15 protein-coding genes and 2 tRNA genes are annotated in these 17,249 nt (G+C 68.0%); 7 read left to right on the forward strand and 10 right to left on the reverse strand.

The features are described from left to right. Nucleotides 1-23: 23 nt before the first annotated feature. From ampC to HTY53_RS18500, 10 genes are all read right to left on the reverse strand, one after another. Nucleotides 24-1,094, reverse strand: a complete 1,071-nt coding sequence (gene ampC / locus HTY53_RS18455) for a class C beta-lactamase (protein WP_254600012.1) — start codon at nucleotides 1,092-1,094, stop codon at nucleotides 24-26. A 311-nt stretch (nucleotides 1,095-1,405) separates the two neighbouring features. Beyond that, a tRNA-Arg gene (locus tag HTY53_RS18460) sits at nucleotides 1,406-1,482 on the reverse strand. Between the two features lie 104 nt (nucleotides 1,483-1,586). Next, a complete protein-coding gene (locus HTY53_RS18465) occupies nucleotides 1,587-2,402 on the reverse strand; it encodes a hydrolase (RefSeq protein ID WP_254600013.1) in 816 nt (271 codons plus the stop codon). Between the two features lie 423 nt (nucleotides 2,403-2,825). Continuing rightward, nucleotides 2,826-2,912, reverse strand: a tRNA-Leu gene (locus tag HTY53_RS18470). Between the two features lie 103 nt (nucleotides 2,913-3,015). Beyond that, complete coding sequence (locus tag HTY53_RS18475) at nucleotides 3,016-4,323, reverse strand: amidohydrolase family protein (RefSeq protein ID WP_174107959.1); 1,308 nt, start codon at nucleotides 4,321-4,323, stop codon at nucleotides 3,016-3,018. After that, nucleotides 4,311-5,048 carry a TetR/AcrR family transcriptional regulator gene (locus HTY53_RS18480; RefSeq protein WP_174107960.1) on the reverse strand — a complete coding sequence of 246 codons (738 nt, stop codon included), beginning with the start codon at nucleotides 5,046-5,048 and terminating at the stop codon, nucleotides 4,311-4,313. Before HTY53_RS18480 ends, HTY53_RS18475 begins: the two co-directional genes overlap by 13 nt. A 63-nt stretch (nucleotides 5,049-5,111) precedes the next feature. After that, nucleotides 5,112-5,762: a uracil phosphoribosyltransferase gene (upp, locus tag HTY53_RS18485; RefSeq protein ID WP_174107986.1), complete on the reverse strand. Its 651-nt coding sequence runs from the start codon at nucleotides 5,760-5,762 to the stop codon at nucleotides 5,112-5,114. 204 nt (nucleotides 5,763-5,966) lie between these two features. After that, nucleotides 5,967-7,301: a URC4/urg3 family protein gene (locus HTY53_RS18490; RefSeq protein WP_438820970.1), complete on the reverse strand. Its 1,335-nt coding sequence runs from the start codon at nucleotides 7,299-7,301 to the stop codon at nucleotides 5,967-5,969. After that, entirely contained in the window at nucleotides 7,298-8,536 is a 1,239-nt protein-coding gene (locus tag HTY53_RS18495; protein WP_174107961.1) for a GTP cyclohydrolase II, read from the reverse strand. The genes HTY53_RS18490 and HTY53_RS18495 overlap by 4 nt, the downstream gene beginning before the upstream one ends. Before the next feature lie 187 nt (nucleotides 8,537-8,723). After that, nucleotides 8,724-9,803 carry an acyltransferase family protein gene (locus HTY53_RS18500; RefSeq protein WP_174107962.1) on the reverse strand — a complete coding sequence of 360 codons (1,080 nt, stop codon included), beginning with the start codon at nucleotides 9,801-9,803 and terminating at the stop codon, nucleotides 8,724-8,726. Between the two features lie 271 nt (nucleotides 9,804-10,074). On the opposite strand from HTY53_RS18500, the gene HTY53_RS18505 reads away from it, so the two are divergent. The 7 genes from HTY53_RS18505 (at nucleotide 10,075) to HTY53_RS18535 (ending at nucleotide 17,246) form a co-directional block, all read left to right on the forward strand. Next, on the forward strand, nucleotides 10,075-11,013 hold the full coding sequence (locus HTY53_RS18505; protein ID WP_174107963.1) for an amino acid ABC transporter substrate-binding protein: 939 nt from the start codon (nucleotides 10,075-10,077) through the stop codon (nucleotides 11,011-11,013). Between the two features lie 184 nt (nucleotides 11,014-11,197). Then, a complete protein-coding gene (locus HTY53_RS18510) occupies nucleotides 11,198-11,491 on the forward strand; it encodes an amino acid ABC transporter permease (RefSeq protein WP_174107964.1) in 294 nt (97 codons plus the stop codon). 355 nt (nucleotides 11,492-11,846) lie between these two features. Next, nucleotides 11,847-13,577 (forward strand): glycosyltransferase family 39 protein, encoded by a 1,731-nt coding sequence (locus HTY53_RS18515; protein ID WP_174107965.1) that lies wholly within the window; start codon nucleotides 11,847-11,849, stop codon nucleotides 13,575-13,577. After that, nucleotides 13,574-13,945, forward strand: a complete 372-nt coding sequence (locus HTY53_RS18520) for an EamA family transporter (RefSeq protein WP_150083676.1) — start codon at nucleotides 13,574-13,576, stop codon at nucleotides 13,943-13,945. Before HTY53_RS18515 ends, HTY53_RS18520 begins: the two co-directional genes overlap by 4 nt. A gap of 33 nt (nucleotides 13,946-13,978) precedes the next feature. Next, a complete protein-coding gene (locus HTY53_RS18525; RefSeq protein WP_174107966.1) occupies nucleotides 13,979-15,148 on the forward strand; it encodes a DegT/DnrJ/EryC1/StrS family aminotransferase in 1,170 nt (389 codons plus the stop codon). Then, nucleotides 15,127-16,326 carry a glycosyltransferase gene (locus HTY53_RS18530; RefSeq protein ID WP_254600014.1) on the forward strand — a complete coding sequence of 400 codons (1,200 nt, stop codon included), beginning with the start codon at nucleotides 15,127-15,129 and terminating at the stop codon, nucleotides 16,324-16,326. The genes HTY53_RS18525 and HTY53_RS18530 overlap by 22 nt, the downstream gene beginning before the upstream one ends. Then, the gene (locus HTY53_RS18535; protein WP_174107967.1) at nucleotides 16,314-17,246 is read left to right on the forward strand and encodes a formyltransferase; all 933 of its coding nucleotides are present in this window, start codon (nucleotides 16,314-16,316) and stop codon (nucleotides 17,244-17,246) included. Before HTY53_RS18530 ends, HTY53_RS18535 begins: the two co-directional genes overlap by 13 nt. The last annotated feature ends 3 nt before the right edge of the window (nucleotides 17,247-17,249 follow it).

Below are 17,249 nucleotides of genomic sequence, written 5' to 3' on the forward strand. Positions count from 1 at the left end.
CGTGGCAGCGTGCCGCCGCAAGACTATGGCTTTGCCCGCTCCGCCACGCGCGACAGGATCTGGTATCCGATGGTGACGCGCTGATCGACCGGATACGCCTTGTTCGCCAGCAGCACAATGCCGATCCGCTTGTCCGGCACGAAGGCGACATAGGCCGAATAGCCGTTGGTCGATCCGGTCTTGTGGAGGTACGCCGGCTGGTGCGCGCTCGCGGGTCCGTCGATCGGCGTCGCGGCCTCGGCGCGCAGGATCGCCGCGTTGCCGGCCAGCACCTGTTCCAGGGTCGCGGGAAAACGATACTGTTCCCAGACCAGGCCCTGCGTAATGGGCCCCGCGCGGAAGCGCGGAACGTGGGTGCGCACGATCGCCTGGCGCAACGTGTCGTCGATACGGGCAGCGGGCATATTGGCTTCGACAAAGGCCACAAGATCGCCGGACGATGACCGGATGCCATAGGCGGGCTCCCACAGATAGCCTTCCTTCATCCGGATCGGCGCATCGGCCGCGGTATAGCCCTGCGCATAGTCGGCCTGCCGCTCGGTGGGCACGTTGAAGTGGCTGTGCTTCATGCCGAGCGGCTCGAACACGATCGTGCGGATCAACTCGCGGTACGACCCGCCGAGACGGTCCGCCGCGATTTCACCAAGCAGGCCGATGCCGTTGTTCGAGTAGACACGATGTGTGCCCACCGGATACGGCGGCCGCCATTTGGCCAGGTATTCGACCATGCCGCGCTCGCTGCCGATTCGCTCCGGCACCGCCAGCGGCAGCCCCGATGTATGCGTAGCGAGATGGAGCAGCGTGACCTTGTCGAACGTGCCGCCGCGCAGCGCAGGCAGATGGCGGCTGACCGGATCCTGCAGCGACAGCTTGCCCTTCGCCTCCGCATACGCGGCCAGCGTGGCGGCGAAGGTCTTGCTGACCGAGCCGATCTCGAACAGCGTTGTCTCGGTGACAGGCCGGCCGCCTTGCCTCGCGGTCTGTCCATAGTTGAAGAAGTAGCGCTTGCCGTCGACCGTCACGCCGACCGCCATGCCCGGAAGCCGATGCTGCTCGATGGCCGGCCTGACGGCGGCATCGACAATCGCCGCCATCCTGGCGGTGTCGGCGTCATCGGCGGCGTGCGTCGGGAGGCTTAGGCTGAAGCAGAGACAGGCAACGATGCAAGCAGGAAGGGAGAACAGCGGCGACGATGGCTTCATGGCATGGGAGACGCCGGCTGAACGGCATCGCATGAATCGGGATGGCGGCAGTGTAGGGAGTGCCGCAGCCCACCGTGTCGGGCCGCGCTGTAACGGCTGTAACCGGCGCGCCCGAAGAAAGAAAATGCAGGCGAAGGCAAAGCGCGCAAAGAACATTCACGCAAAGAAAAAGGGCTTCCATCACTGGAAGCCCTTCGTATAGGTGGCGCGGCTGGCAGGATTCGAACCCACGACCCCTTGGTTCGTAGCCAAGTACTCTATCCAACTGAGCTACAGCCGCACGCGAGGGCGCAATTGTATCGCAGTGGCGCGGGAACGCAAGCCCTTTTTTGCGCGCCCGATGTTGCGCGCCCGATGTTGCGCGCCCATCCTGTCCCCCTCTCCTCACCATCGATAACGGGCACCGATGATGCCGCCCGCATTGCGGCCGGTCTTGACCTTGACCCAGATCTTGACCCCGCCGCGCGTGCTGCCATGCGCGCCGATATTGAACGAGAACAGGCCGCGCAGCAGATCGGTGTCGATCCGGGTGCCGTTGATGTTGATGGTCTTGCGGCTGCTGTCCTGCCACAGGTCCGCCTCGACGAAGGGGTAGACGCCGGCGAGCCGCGTCGGTTGCGCGCCGTAGAGCCGCACCGCCAGTCCGGTCGCCCTGTCGTCCGCCGGCATCGCAGCCAGCGCGGGGTTGGGCAGGCCATCGTCGCGGGGCTGAAAGGCAAGCTGGACGCGCGGCTGGATCGTGACCCCGCTGCGCGGCAGCACGGCATCGAGCGCCAGGGACAGCGTGCGCACGCGCGTATCGACGAAACCGCTGGCGGAGGCGGCATCGTCGGCGTGCAGCAGCCACGCGGGCCGACGACGCGCGCCATCGCCATGGCTGGCATCGGCGGCAAGGGCGGCGCGAATCGCGCTCTCGGACTCCGCCGCCATCTGTGCCAGCGCGGACGATGATGGCAACGACGCCAGCAGTACCGGCGCCGACGATGGCGTCGATGGCCCCGATGGCGCCGACAGCTCGGCAAGGGGTGCCTGTGGAACGGATGCTTGCGCGGTGGAGTTCGCGGACTGGAAGGGATCGGGCGGTGGCGATGTCGAAGCCGGGTCCAGCGCGGCCAGCAGTGCGGCGGCCTCGTCTTCGCCCAATGGCTGCCAGCCGAGTACGGCTTCGCTGCCGGGAGTCGCGCTCTCGGCCTGGGCCATCGCGGTCAGCAACAGGGCGACGCAGGAACCGTAGCGCCATCGGTGGCAGCGGCAGGTCCTTCGATGGTTGGTGCCCACGCAAGCCCGGCCAGCGGCTACGCCGGTCTTCCTCTCTCTCGACAACAAGACCATGTCCATGGCGACCACCTTCGGGCTGATGTCGGCGTGCCCGATTTGATCTGAGCATAGGTCAAAGGCAAAGCAACCGTTAGGGTCGTCAACCCCATCCACGCCGGCACGCGCACGGTCTGAAACGGCGCGCCGCCATACGGAATCGGCGGCATGGCAGCAGGACGATGCGGGGAGATGCCGGACTGCGCGAGAGGGCACGCGCGGGGAATGCGCAGCGAGCGCGGGAGAGAAAAACGCGGACGAAAAAAAAGAAGGCCGCTGCGATTTGCAACGGCCTTCTCTTCAGGATTTTGGTGCCCAGGAGAGGACTCGAACCTCCACAGTGTTGCCACCGCTAGGACCTGAACCTAGTGCGTCTACCAATTCCGCCACCTGGGCTTCGTTCGCCGCTTCCGTGTCTTGCGTCACGTTTGCTGCGATGCGAAGACCGCAATTATGCAGATCGGATCGATGGTCGTCAACACCTTCGCACAAGAAATATTTACCTCGGCGCCAACGGTCGCTGCGCCGCCGCGCCGCCCACGCGGAAATCGACCCGCTCAGGCCTGCCCGGCAAGCGCAGCGCGGCCGTGGCCGGCGGCGTGCTGGCGATGACCTTGCCCGCGCGCAGCACCAGCAGGCGGGTCGCGCGCAGGCGCAGCGCCTCGACCGGATCGGCGGCCTGCAGCAGCACCAGGTCGGCACGGCAGCCCGGTGCGATGCCATAGTCCGACAAGCCGAGGATCCGGGCCGGGGTCTCGGTGACCGCGTCGAAGCAGGCGCGCATCGCCTGCTGGCCCGTCATCTGGGCGACATGCAGGCCCATATGGGCGACCTCGAGCATGTCGCCCGAGCCCAGCCCATACCAGGGGTCCATCACGCAGTCGTGGCCGAAAGCCACCGGCACGCCGGCGGCCAGCAGTTCGGGCACGCGCGTCATGCCGCGCCGCTTCGGGTAGCAGTCGTGCCGGCCCTGCAGCGTGATGTTGATCAGCGGGTTGGCGATCGCCGCCATGCCGGCCTCTCGCATCAGCGGCAGCAGCTTGGACACGTAGTAGTTGTCCATCGAATGCATCGAGGTCAGGTGGGAGCCGGCCACTCTGCCCTGCAGGCCGAGCCGCACCGCTTCGGCGGCCAGCGTCTCGACGTGCCGCGACATCGGATCGTCGGTCTCGTCGCAATGCATGTCGACGGGCAGCCCGCGCTCGGCGGCCAGTTCGCACAGCAGCCGTACCGACGCCGCGCCATCGGCCATGGTGCGCTCGAAATGCGGAATACCGCCGACCACCTGCACGCCCATGTCGAGCGCGCGCTTCAGATTGTCGAGCGCACCGGCGCTGCGCAGCACGCCGTCCTGCGGAAAGGCCACCAGCTGCAGATCGAGGTAAGGCCTGACTTGCTCGCGCACGTGCAGCAGCGCCTCGACCGCGAGCAGGCGCGCGTCGCAGATGTCGACATGCGAGCGGATCGCCAGCAGCCCGCGCGCCACCGCCCAATCGCAGTACGCGAGCGCGCGCTCGACCAGCGCCTGCTGCGTCAGCTGCGGTTTGAGCTCGCCCCACAGCGCGATGCCCTCGAGCAAGGTGCCCGACGCGTTCACGCGCGGCAGTCCATGCGACAGCGTCGAGTCCATATGGAAATGCGCGTCGACGAACGGGGGCGACACCAGCTGGCCCGCCGCGTCGATCTGCTCGGCAGCCTGCGCCGGCAACGCCGGTTCGACCGCAACGATCCGGCCTTGCGCGATGCCGATATCGATGCCGGTGCGGCCGTCGGGCAGATTGCAGTTGCGAACGATCAGGTCGAGCATGTCCGGGTCTCCGTTGCCGGCGTGCCGCGCGCGCGTCGGCCCGCCCGGGCCCGTGCGGGCGGCGGCGTCAGACCGCAGCCGCGCAGCACCAATGTCACCAGATGCTCGGTGGCCCGCTCGTAATCGCGCCGCTCCAGCCGCTGCACGCCGAGCACGGCACAGATCTGGGCCTCGAAGTCGGCATAGGTCTGCGTGGCGGCCCAGATCGTGAAGAACAGATGGCTTGGATCGATCTGCGCCATCCGTCCCGCCGCGATCCAGCCGTGAATCACCAGCGATTTCCGCCCCACCAGGTTGCGCAGCGCATCGCGCAACACATCGCCGATCTCGGGCGCGCCATGCAGCAATTCGTTGGCGAATACGCGCGAAGCGTCGGGATAGCGCGCCGACAGCCGCATCTTGGCGCGGATGTATTGCTCGAGCGCGGCCTCGGGCGAGCGCTCGGCGCTGATGATGTCGGCCTGCGACAGCCACAGCCGCAGCGTGTTGGCGAGCACCGCGCGATAGAGCGCCTGCTTGGTGCGGAAGTAGTAGTGCAGATTCGACTTGGGCACGCCCGCGCGCGTGGCGATCTCCGCCATGGTCGCACCCGCGAAGCCGGCCCGCGCGAACACGCCTTCGGCCGCGCGCAGGATGCGGGCCTCGTTGCGCTGGCGGATCCGCCCGGCGTTGCCATCGCGCCGGGCCGGCGCCTGCAGGCGGGCGGCGGGAGCTAGCGCATCCATGGCGCGATTCGGCATGAAGCCGGCAACGCCCGCGTTGTGGCGGCCGAAGCCACGGCCGTAGCGTCAGCGCGTGCCGTACAGCCGGTCGCCCGCATCGCCCAGCCCCGGCACGATATAGCCGTGCTCGTTCAACTGTTCGTCGATCGCGGCGGTGACGATGGCCACGTCCGGATGCGCCGCCTGCAGGGCCCGCAAGCCCGGGCGCGACGCGATCAGGCAGACGTATTTGAGCGCGGTGACGCCGGCCTCCTTGAGGCGGTTCAGCGCCGCGATCGCCGAATTGCCGGTCGCCAGCATTGGGTCCACCACGATCACCTGCCGCTCCTGGATGTCGTCGGGCATCTTGAAGTAGTACTCGATCGGCTCGAGGGTCTCCGGGTCGCGATACAGGCCGATGTGACCGACCCGCGCCGCCGGCAGCAAGTCCAGCATGCCGTCCAGGAACCCGTTGCCGGCACGCAGGATCGACACCAGGCACAGCTTCTTGCCGGACAGCATCGGCGACTGCATCGGCGCGATCGGCGTCCTGATCGCCACGGTCTCCATCGCCAGATCGCGCGTGGCCTCGTAGGTCAGCAGTTGCGCGATCTCGCGCACCAGGCGGCGGAAGTTGTCGGTGGTGGTGTCCTCGCTGCGCACCAGCGTGACCTTGTGCTGAACCAGCGGGTGGTCGACCACCATCACCGACGCGGCAGCCGGCGCGATGGACGGCATGCCCACCGGAAGTCCCGTGGACCGCGCCACTGACGGATCGACGGACGGATCGACGGACAGATCGGCAGACAGGGCGGTCATGATGGCTCTCCTCGGTGCGGCCGTGGCCGGGGGTGGGGCCGGTGCGGCTCGGTGCAGCGTGGTACGAAGCGGCGTGCAGGCGCGGAGCGATCGACGCCCCGCGGCATGCACGGACTCCGGGAATCAGAACACGGTGCCGTCGCTGTCGATCGCGAACGGCGGCGGGCCGCCCGGCCGGCGCTTGGCGGCGATGCGCCGGCCCGCCGCCCAGGTACCGCCCTCCAGCACGCGCGCCAGCGGGAAGGCCTCGGCGGACAGGCCCAGCGCCTGCCGCACCGCATCGGCGACCAGATCCAGGCCGGTCACCGTCAACGCGCGCCATTCGACGATGGCAGGCTCGTCGACCCGGTGCACCGCGTCGGCAAAGCCGGCATCGCGCGGCACCATCAGCTCGAAGTCGTACAGCAGGCCGCCGTTGCGATATTCGGGCAGGCCGGTCAGCGCATCGAGCCCGGTCACCGTCAGACCGCCATCCTCCAGCGGCTCCAGCAGCGAATAGGTCAGCCACTGCGTCAGCTTGTGGAAGGGCACCAGGCCGTCGGGGCTGGCCGGATGGCGCCAGCAATCGCCAAGCGACACGCCTTCCAGTTGCAGCCTTCCGGGCCAGACCGGGCCGAGGGCGACCAGCAGCGTGCGCAGCACGAACGCCGCGTCGATGCGCCCGTCGTTGGCATGCGCCTTCAGATAGTCGAACAGATTGCCCAGTCTTGCCGGCTCGCCGAACACGGCCGGCGTCGCCTGCGCGACCTTGCCGAGCCGGCGCAGCAAACCCGCGCGGCCATCGAGGCCGATCAGCGGATTGTGCTGCGCGACCTGGAACGCAGTGGCCAGCGTCGAGGCATCGATCTGCGCCAGCCGCGCGGCATCGGAGCGCAGCGGCTCGTCGGGCGTGGCCGAAAACCCGCCGCGCGCGAACAGATCGAAGCTGGCCACGCCGAGCCCCTCGGAGCGGCTCAGGCTCAGGTCGCTGGCCGGGTCGCGATAGCGCCAGTCGGGTCCCGCGCCCGCGTCGAGCAGCACGCTCGGAATCACCAGGTCGATGCCGATGCGCGCGCGCTCTTCGCGTTGGTCGTCGCCGGTCAGCGCCGCACGTTCGCACAGGATGCCCCAGCGGTCGCGCAGCTCGCCCGGTCCACCGCTTTCGAAATGGCGCCAGCGGCTGTGGTAAGGCACCTGCAGATCGCGGTAGCGCGAGCGGATGGTGGTCGCCACATAGTCGGCGATCGCCGCGACCCGCTCCGGATGCCAGCTGAACCACTGCGAATCGCCGGCCGCCACCGCGGCCGTCACTGCGGCGCAGCGCGCCCGCACCGCCTGCGCCGTCAACAACGCCGAAGCCGGATGATCCGGTTCGACCCAGCTTTGCCAGCCGTCGCGCGAAGCACGGGGTTGCCCGGCGGGTTGCCCAGCACCCTGCCCTGCCGCGCCCATCGATGCTGCATCGTGTCGTTCTGTCATTCGTCCAGTCCCCTGCCCTTGGCCACCGTCAATTCGGTGGCGTCCGGCGGTGTGTAACGGGTGAAATAGCCCGCCGCCACCTTGGCGTCGATCTCCACCCGGGCATCGGCGGGAATCAGCGCATCGGGAATCGGCACCTGCTCGACGACTTCGATTCCCTGCGCCACCAGCGCGCCGTGTTTCATATTGCTCATCGAGGCCCAGCGGTCAATGCGACGGATGCCCAGCCAATGGAACACATCGGGCATCAGCTCCTGAAAGCGCATGTCCTGCACGCCGGCCACGCATTCGGTCCGCGCGAAATACGTTTCGGCGCGGTCCCCTCCGACCTGCCGCTTGCGCGCGTTGTAGACCAGGAATTTGGTGACCTCGCCCAGCGCGCGGCCTTCCTTGCGGTTGTAGACCACCAGTCCGACGCCGCCCTGCTGGGCCATCTCGATGCACACCTCGACGCCGTGCGCCAGATAAGGGCGGCACGTACAAATGTCCGACCCGAAAACGTCCGAGCCGTTGCATTCGTCGTGCACGCGGCAGGCCACCGGGGTCTGCGGCTTGCCCAGCTGGCTGACGTCGCCGAAGAAATACAGCGTCATGCCGCCGATCGGCGGCAGAAAGACCTTCAGATCGGGCCGCGTCACCAGCTCGGGGAACATGCCGCTGGTCTGCTCGAACAGGCTGCGGCGCAGCACGCTTTCCTTGATGCCGAAGCGGCGCGCCATGCCGGGCAGATACCAGACGGGATCGACCGCGGCCTTGGTGACCCGCACATCGCCGTTGGCAAACAGGATCCTGCCGTCGGGAATCAGGCGGCCGGCGACGATCGCCGCCATCAGTTCCGGCATGTTGATATGGGCGCGGGTGACGGCGATGGTCGGCCGGATATCGACGCCGGCCGCGATGCGATCGGCGAAGACGGTCGATACCAGATGGCCCCACGGGTCCAGCGAGACGATCCTGTCGGGATCGGCCCATTGCGGATGCGGGCCGATCGGCTCGGCCGGCGCGGTGTCGGTCAGATCGGGCCGATGGTCGCGCTGCAGGGTGCCGGATGCCACCGCCAGCGCGCGATAGACCGCGTAGGCACCGGCATGCGTCCCGATCACGTTGCGATGCGCCGGATTGGTCAGCGTCGCGATCACGGGGCCGCGCTCCGCTGCGGTCGGCGCCCCCCAGAGGATCGGCTCGGCCGGCTTGTCGCGGCGTGCGTGCGAGGTCAGGACGATGTGATCGGACATGGCAGCCTCGAGCGTGAATCCTGACCAAGCGGTCAGGTTTACTCGATAGTAGGCAATCCCCATGCCAAGCGCGTATGGGCGTTTTCCCCTTTTCAGTACGCCGGCTCACCAGGCGCGGCACAACGACGGTTCATGCGGCGCCCACGTATCGTGCAGCGCCGCCGATGTTGCACGCGGGCAACGCAGACTAGGCGGCCAGACGGGCGCGGTCGCGCAACAACCACTTGCCCAGTGACGCCAGAGCGTCGCGCGATTCGACATATCGGTAAAAAAGCGCACCCGCGGCGTTGCTGGCCAGCCACGCCATCGCCATGCCCGCGGCGTTGAGCCACGGCATGCCGGGCGCAACTTGCGACATCACGCTGTTGACGAGCAGGCACACCGGAAAGTGCACCAGAAAGACCGAGTATGAGATGGCGCCGAACGTCGCGAAGGCCCGGCCGCGCGGCCAGTCCGCCAGCCAGCCGCCGCGTCGTCCGACGGCCAGCAATAGCGCCACCACGAGCGCCAGCGCGATGCGCGAGCGCATGTCCACCATCAGCGCAGCGATGCCGACCGCGGCGAGCGCCACGAGCCACCCGCCGGAGCGCCCGGGGTTCGACGCCCAATAGCCCATCACGCCGAGTCCGTAGGCCCCGAAGAAATAGATCGCCCACATGTCCCAGTCCGCATCCCGGTTGAACCAGAACAGCGAGGCCAGCCCGAGGGCCGCCACCATCGCGGCGCCGGCGCCGATCCGCCAGGCCGCCGGCAACTGACCTGCCAGCCATAGCGTCAGCAACAGCAACCCGAACAGCTGGAAATCGACCGCGACATACCAGACCCCCGCGGACAGCGCGTCGATATCGAGCACGTCGTGCAGCAGCAGAAGATGCGCCAGCACCTGCCCCCACTGCGGCGGCGCCGGAATCGAAGGATGGGCCATGCCCTGTCGCGCCAGCGCCGCCGCGACGATGGCCAGGCCGATGGCCGCGGCAAACGGCAGGACGAGCTTGCGGTAGCGCCGCAGCAATGCCGCCAGCGGCCGCGACGTGCGTAGCAGGCCGTCCGGTGCCAGGCTGCGCGCCGCCAGGAAGCCGCCGATCACCAGGAACAGCTGGACGGCGATGCGCGCGTAGTCGGCGAGCCAGTCGATCAGGACCGGGGCCAGGGAATGGGCCGCATCGGACATGGGCCCGTAGAAGGCCAGATGGTGCAGCACGATCAGCTGCGAGCCGATGGCCTTCAGCGCATCGATGCCGGCCAGGCGCGCGGGTTGGGAGGACATGGGGATTGAGCGGAAGACGGAACGGAAAACAGGACGAAGCGGAAACCGACGGGAAGCGCGGCCTGTCCCCCGACGCGCCGTGCGCGACGCGACACCGGACCGCGTGGGCGGCGATTGTACCCGGGTGCAGGTGCAGACGCCGCCATATCGCGCGGCGTCGCGGCGCCTGAGCCATACGAGACCCAGGGTATTTACTTATGACGAAGTTGTCCTTCCCCGTCGCTGCCCCTATCGCTAACCTTTGGTCTTTGCTGTTTTCTATCGCCCCGCCATGCCGTCTTTCTCCCGCTCTCTCCGTCGTTCTCTCCGTTCGTTCCGCCCGGCGCTGTTCGCGGCGACTCTGCTCGGTGGCGCCATCGCCCCCGCCTGGGCGGCCGGCGCCGATGCGCTGCACGGGCCCGTGCTCGACAAGATCCGCTCCAGCGGCACCATCGTGCTCGGCTACCGGGAGTCGGCGCTGCCGTTCTCGTTTGCCGACGACAAGGGCCAGCCGGCCGGCTACGCGGTCGACCTGTGCCTGCGCGCCGCCGAGGGCGCCCGCCAGGCGCTGGGTCTGAAGGATCTGAACGTGCGCTGGATGCCGCTGACCCCGCAGAACCGGATCCCCGCCATCGTCAACGGCCTGGTCGATCTGGACTGCGCGCCGAACACCAACACGCTCGAGCGCCAGAAGCAGGTTGCCTTCAGCGTGTCGCACTATGTGTCGACCGTACGAATGCTGGTACGCGCCGATTCGGGCATCGACTCCCTGGACGATCTGCGCGGCAAGACCGTGGTGACCAGCGCCGGCTCCACCGGCGACCGCCACGTGCGCCGGCTCAAGGGCCAATACGGCTATCGCGACGTCTACGCCAAGGACCACGGCGAATCGTTCCTGCTGCTTGAGTCGGGCCGTGCCCAGGCCTTCGTGATGGACGACGTGCTGCTGGCCGGCCTGCGTGCGCGCTCCAAGGACCCGTCGCAATACGTGATCGTCGGCCCCGCGCTGTCGATCGAACAGAACGCGCTGATGATGTCGAAGGCGGACCCGGCATGGAAACGCCTGGTCGACGAGACGCTGTCCGGCGTCTATCGCGGCCCGCAGATCGAGACGCTGCAGCAGCGCTGGTTCCAGAAGCCGATCGGCGGACGCGGCATCAATCTGGCGCTGGCGCCTTCCACCGAAGTGCGCGAGGCGTGGAAGCATCCGTCCGACGCTGTGACCGAATAGGCGCATACCCGAGCCGAAGGCTCGGGCAAATCATGGCTTTCCATGAGCCGGACCACGCAGCGACGCCCGGTGTGACTCGCTTGACAGCCGCGAGACAGGTTGGAGACACTGGCGCGGGCGGCGCGTCGGCGCCCGCCCATCGTCAGCCGCCCATCCGATGAGCGGCAACTTTCGAGGAGACACCATGAGCAAGTTCGTCGCGACGGCCATCGCGCTGTGCATCGGCACCGCCTCGCTGGCGGTGCACGCCCAGAACACCGGCGGCAAGAAGCAGTTCGACCCGTACTCGCAAGGCGCCAAGGCGGGCGACAAATTCGACCCCTACAGCCAGGGGGCCAAAGCCGGCGACAAGTTCGATCCCTATACCCAGGGAACCAACCAGAGCACGCGCGCCGACCTCGCGCCGGGCCAGGACGAAGGCAAGAAGAACGGCCACAACAAGGCGAAGAAGGCCAAGCCTGCCAAACCGGCCAACTGATATCGGAACGACGGGTCCGCCCGGGGGCGGCCCGACCCGATGCGAATTCCCGAACCCGCTGCATGCGGGTTTTTTTGCGTCCGCGTTTTGCAACGCAAGCTTCCGGAGTGATCGAAGCGCACCACGGTTGCACCCAAGAAGTGCAATAAAAGGCACAGGACATATGTCCCGACCCGCCGAAAACCCGGTCGGCCGGCCCGTGTAGGACATTTTTCGGTATCAGCCGTCATAGCTTTCGCACAAAATGCGAACTTCGCCGTTGACATAGGCGCCGTATGCACCACACGGAGCGCAGCGCTCCGTCACGGCTTGTCGGCAAGCGGCTCCCGCCGCGCAGCATCGTTTCAGGAGTTTCATGCGTCGTTTCCCGACCACGCGAGCCGCCGGTCTGTCCGCGGCGGCGATTGCCCTGGTCGTCCTCTATATCGTCCTGCTCTGGTTCGGGACGCTGGACGCCCGCCATCTGTTGCGCTCGGACGAAGGCCGCTACGCCGAGATCGCCCGCGAGATGTTTGCCAGCGGCGACTGGGTCACGATCCGCTACAACGGCGTCAAGTATTTCGAGAAGCCGCCCTTTCACCTGTGGGTGACCGCGCTGACCTATGCCGCCTTCGGCCTGGGCGAGTGGCAGGCACGGCTGTGCGTGGCGCTGTCCGGCTTTGTCGGGCTGCTGGCGTCGATGTGGGCGGCCGGCCGCTGGTTCGGCCCGCGCGCCGGCTGGCTGACCGGGCTGGCGCTGGCCGCGGTGCCGATGTGGAGCGTCGCCGCGCACTTCAATTCGCTGGACATGACGCTGGGCGGCGCGCTCGCCTGCGTGCTGGCCTGCATGCTGCTGGCGCAGCACCCCGACACCACGCCGGCGGCGCGGCGCGGCTGGATGCTGGGCTGCTGGGCCGCCATGGGTGTCGCCATTCTGACCAAGGGACTGATCGGCATCGCACTGCCGGGGCTGGTGCTGGTGGTCTACACCGCCATGACCCGCGACTTCGCCCTGTGGCGGCGGCTGCATCTGCTGTGGGGCGTTGCGCTGCTGCTGGCGATCACGGTGCCGTGGTTCTGGCTGATCGCCGAGCGCAATCCCGAATTCCTGCGGTTCTTCTTCATCCACGAGCACTGGCAGCGCTATACGACCAGCGTGCATCATCGCCAGGGACCGGTGTGGTACTTCGTGCCCTTGCTGCTGGCCGGTTTTCTGCCGTGGCTGGCGCTGGTGCCGGACATCTGGCGCACCGTGCGCCGCGAGCGGACCGGGCTCGTGCAGACGGCCAGCGCCGCCCCGCTGCGTCCCGCCCTGCTGATGCTGGTCTGGGCCGGCGCCATCTTTGTCTTCTTCAGCCTGTCGAACTCGAAGCTGCCCGGCTATATCGTGCCGATCTTCCCGGCGCTGGGCATGCTGGCCGGCGTCGCGCTCGATCGCATCGACGACACCGCGTGGCGGCGCCTGCTGCTGCTGATGCTGGCCGTCTCGCTGCTGGGGCTGGCAGCCACGCCGGTGGTGGCGACGCTCGATTCGGACAACACCCCGAACGCCTATTACCGCGTGTTCGCGCTGTGGATCGGCGCGGCCTTCGTCGTCATGTTCGCCGGCGTGCTGCTCGCGCAATGGATGGCCCGCCGCAACGGCAGGCTGGCCAGCATCGTGGTCTATGGCGTGGCGATGTACACCAGCTTCACGGTCGCGCTGCTCGGCCATGAAGTGATGGGCCGGCGCACCTCGGGCATCGATCTGGTGCCATCGATTCAGCGGGTACTGAAGGATGACATGCCGTTCTATGGCGTCGGCATGCTCGACCACACGCTGCCGTTCTACCTGCGCCATCCGCTGACGCTGGTCTGGCATCCCGACGAACTGCAGTTCGGCCTGCAGCAGGAGCCCGACAAATGGATTCCGACGCTGGAGGCCTTCGAACAGGTGTGGCGCAACGGCAAGCCCGCGGTGGCCATCATGTCGCCTGAGATGTACACCAGATTGCAGGCTCAGGCGTTGCCGATGTATCGGGTCGCCGAAGATGTCCGCCGCGTCGTCGTCACCAATTTCGCGCCGCCGCCCGCGGCCGCCGCGCCCGCTTCTCCTTCCAACCGATGACGATCACCACCTTCGCATTCATCCTGACCGGCGTGCTGCTGAACGCCTGCGCGCAGCTGCTGCTCAAGGCCGGCGTCAACGCGGTCGGCGCGATCGCGCTGGACCGCGCCACGCTGTTCGATACCGCGCTGCGCGTGCTGGCCCAATGGCCGGTGCTGGCCGGGCTGAGCCTCTACGTGGCCAGCGTCGCGGTGTGGATCGTCGGTCTGTCACGCGTCGATGTATCGATGGCCTACCCGATGCTGTCGCTTGGCTATGTGGTCAACGCGGTCGCCGCCTGGTGGCTGTTCGGTGAGATGATCGGACCATTGCGGATGGCCGGCATCCTGCTGATCCTCGCCGGCGTGTTCCTGATCGCCCGGTCCTGATCCTTCCTGTCGATGCCCCGTTCCGAAACGCCGATGCCAGCTTCCACGACACCCGCCGAACCGTTCCTGCCCTTCGTCAGGCCCGACATCGACGCCGACGCGATCGCCGCGGTGGGCGAGGTGCTGGCTTCGGGCTGGATCACTTCGGGCCCGAAGATGCAGGCCTTCGAGGCCGCGCTGTCGGCGCTGTTCGACGGGCGTCCGGTACGCACGTTTGCCAACGGCTCGGCGACGATGGAGATCGCGCTGCGGATCGCCGGCATCGGGCCCGGCGACGAGGTGATTACCACCGCGATCACCTGGGTTGCCACCGCCAACGTGATCGTCGCCGTCGGCGCGCGCCCGGTCTTCATCGACATCGATCCGCGCACGCGCAATCTCGATCTCGACGCGGTCGAGGCCGCGATCACGTCGCGCACCCGCGCGATCCTGCCGGTCTATCTGGCCGGCTTGCCGGTCGACATGGACCGTCTTTACGCGATCGCGCAGCGGCACGGGCTGCGCGTGATCGAGGACGCCGCGCAGGCGATCGATTCGCGCTGGCGCGGCCGGCGCATCGGCAGCTTCGGCGATCTGGTCAGCTTCAGCTTCCAGGCGAACAAGAACATCACCACGGTCGAAGGCGGCTGCCTGGTGATGAACGACGAGGACGAGGCGCTGCGCGCCGAACGCCTGCGTCTGCAGGGCGTGATCCGCACCGGCATGGACGGCATGGATGTCGAAGTGCCGGGCGGCAAGTTCAACCTGACCGATGTCAACGCCGCGATCGGGCTGGCCCAGCTGCCGCGGCTCGATGCGATCACCGCGCGCCGCACCGCGCTGGCGGGCGCGTATATGGAGGCCGCCGCGCGGCATGGCCTGGCCGAGCTCGGCATCGAGCTGCCGGTCGCCGGCGATCCCGCGACAGCGCAGTCGAACTGGCATATGTTTCAAGTGGTACTGCCGGCCGAGCGGCTGCGCGGCGGACGGGCCGCGGTGATGCAGGCCCTGCGCGAGGCCGGCATCGGTACCGGCGTGCACTACCCCGCGCTGCATTTGTTTACGTACTACCGCTCGCTGGGCTGGCGCGAAGGCATGCTGCCTCACGCCGAGCGCATCGGGCGGGGCATTCTCACGCTGCCGCTCTTCCCGGCCATGCAAGAGGCCGATGTCGAGCGCGTCTGCGCCACGTTGAACGACACATGCAAACGTCTGCTTTCGTAACTTCCGAGCTGGTGTCCTGCGCGATGCCGCATCCGCTGCCGAGCCATCCCGCGCGCATTCGCGACGACGAGACCGCGCCGTTGCCCGGCGAGGCCTCGCCGCCGCGCGCCCGGCCGATCGAGGTGTCGGTGGTGATCCCCGTCTACAACGAAGAGGCCGGTCTGCAGGCGCTGTTCGACCGCCTGTATCCCGCGCTCGACGGCCTGGCCACCAGCTACGAGATCGTCTTCGTCAACGACGGCAGCACCGACCGCTCGGCGCAGATCCTGGCGCGGCAGTTCCGCCAGCGGCCCGAGGTCACGCGGGTGGTGATGTTCAACGGCAATTTCGGCCAGCATATGGCGATCCTGGCCGGCTTCGAGCATGCGCGCGGCCGCATGGTGATCACGCTGGATGCGGACCTGCAGAATCCGCCCGAAGAAATCCCGCGGCTGGTGGAGGCGATTCGCGCCGGCCACGACTATGTCGGCACGATCCGCCGCCAGCGCCATGACAGCGCTTTCCGCCGTGTCGCCTCGTTCGCGATGAACCGGCTGCGCGAACGGATCACGCATATCCGGATGACCGATCAGGGCTGCATGCTGCGCGCGTACGATCGCAGCGTCGTCGATACCATCAATGCCTGCCGCGAGGTCAATACCTTCATCCCCGCACTGGCCTACACGTTCTCGTCGAATCCGGTCGAGATCGAGGTCGGCCACGAAGAGCGGCACGCGGGCGAATCGAAGTATTCGCTGTACCAACTGGTGCGCCTGAACTTCGATCTGGTCACCGGCTTTTCGATCGTGCCGCTGCAATGGTTCTCGGTGATCGGCACGATCCTGTCGCTGCTGTCCGGCGCGCTGTTCGTGGTGCTGCTGGTGCGCCGATTCCTGCTGGGATCCGAGGTGCAGGGCCTGTTCACGCTGTTCGCCTTCAACTTCTTCCTGGTCGGCATCATGCTGTTCGGCATCGGCCTGCTCGGCGAATACGTGGGCCGGATCTATCAGCAGGTACGCGACCGGCCGCGCTATCGGATCAAGGCGGTTCTCGATGCGTCGCAGGGCGATGGGCCGCGTGGCGAGGGTGGGCGCCGGGCGGCGCTGGACGGACTCGACGAATACGACGAGTTCGGCGACGGCAGCCAGCGCGATGCTCGTGATTCCCGCCACGACCGGAAACCGCCATGCGCGCCGTAGTCTTCGCCTACCACAACGTCGGCGACCGCTGCCTGCGCGTGCTGCACGCGCGCGGCGTCGAGGTGGCGCTGGTGGTCACGCATCGCGATCGCCCGGACGAAACGATCTGGTTCCGCCGCGTGGCCGACACCGCCGCGGAACTCGGCCTGCCGGTGATCCATGGGGAAGACCCGAACGATCCGGCGCTGGCCGAAGCCGTCAGGGCCGCGCGTCCCGACATGATTTTCTCGTTCTACTACCGCTCGCTGATTCCGCCGGCCGTGCTGGCGCTGGCCCCGCGCGGCGCGTTCAATATGCATGGCTCGCTGCTGCCGAAGTACCGCGGCCGCGTGCCGGTCAACTGGGCCGTGCTGCATGGCGAGACCGAGACCGGTGCGACCCTGCACGCGATGGAGGCCAGGCCCGACGCCGGCGATATCGTCGCGCAGACCGCGGTGCCGATCCTGCCCGACGATACCGCGCAGCAGGTCTTCGACAAGGTCACCGTGGCGGCCGAGCAGACGCTGTGGCAGGTATTGCCGGCAATGCTGGCCGGCAATACGCCGCGCCGTCCCAATGTGCTCGCCGAAGGGAGCTACTTCTCGGGGCGCCGTCCCGAGGACGGCCGCATCGACTGGCAGCAGCCGGCCGCGGCGGTCTATAACCTGATCCGCGCGGTCGCGCCGCCCTATCCCGGCGCCTTCACCGAACTGAAGGGCCGCCGCCTGGTGGTCGAACGCGCGCGCCGCCCCTTGCCGGCCGACATGCCGCCCACGCAGGTGCTGACCGGCCTCACCCCCGGCCTGCACGTGGTCGACGGCCGCATCGTCGGCCTGTGCGGCGACGGCGGTCTGGTGCTGATCCTCGCGCTGTCCGAAGGCAACGCGCCGCTCGCGCCCGCTGCCCTCGCCGCGCTGCTGCAGTCCTCCCCTCAAGCCTGAAGT

The sequence above is a fragment of the Cupriavidus gilardii genome, from assembly GCF_013314895.1.
In the GTDB taxonomy this organism is placed as follows: Bacteria; Pseudomonadota; Gammaproteobacteria; order Burkholderiales; family Burkholderiaceae; genus Cupriavidus; species Cupriavidus gilardii_C.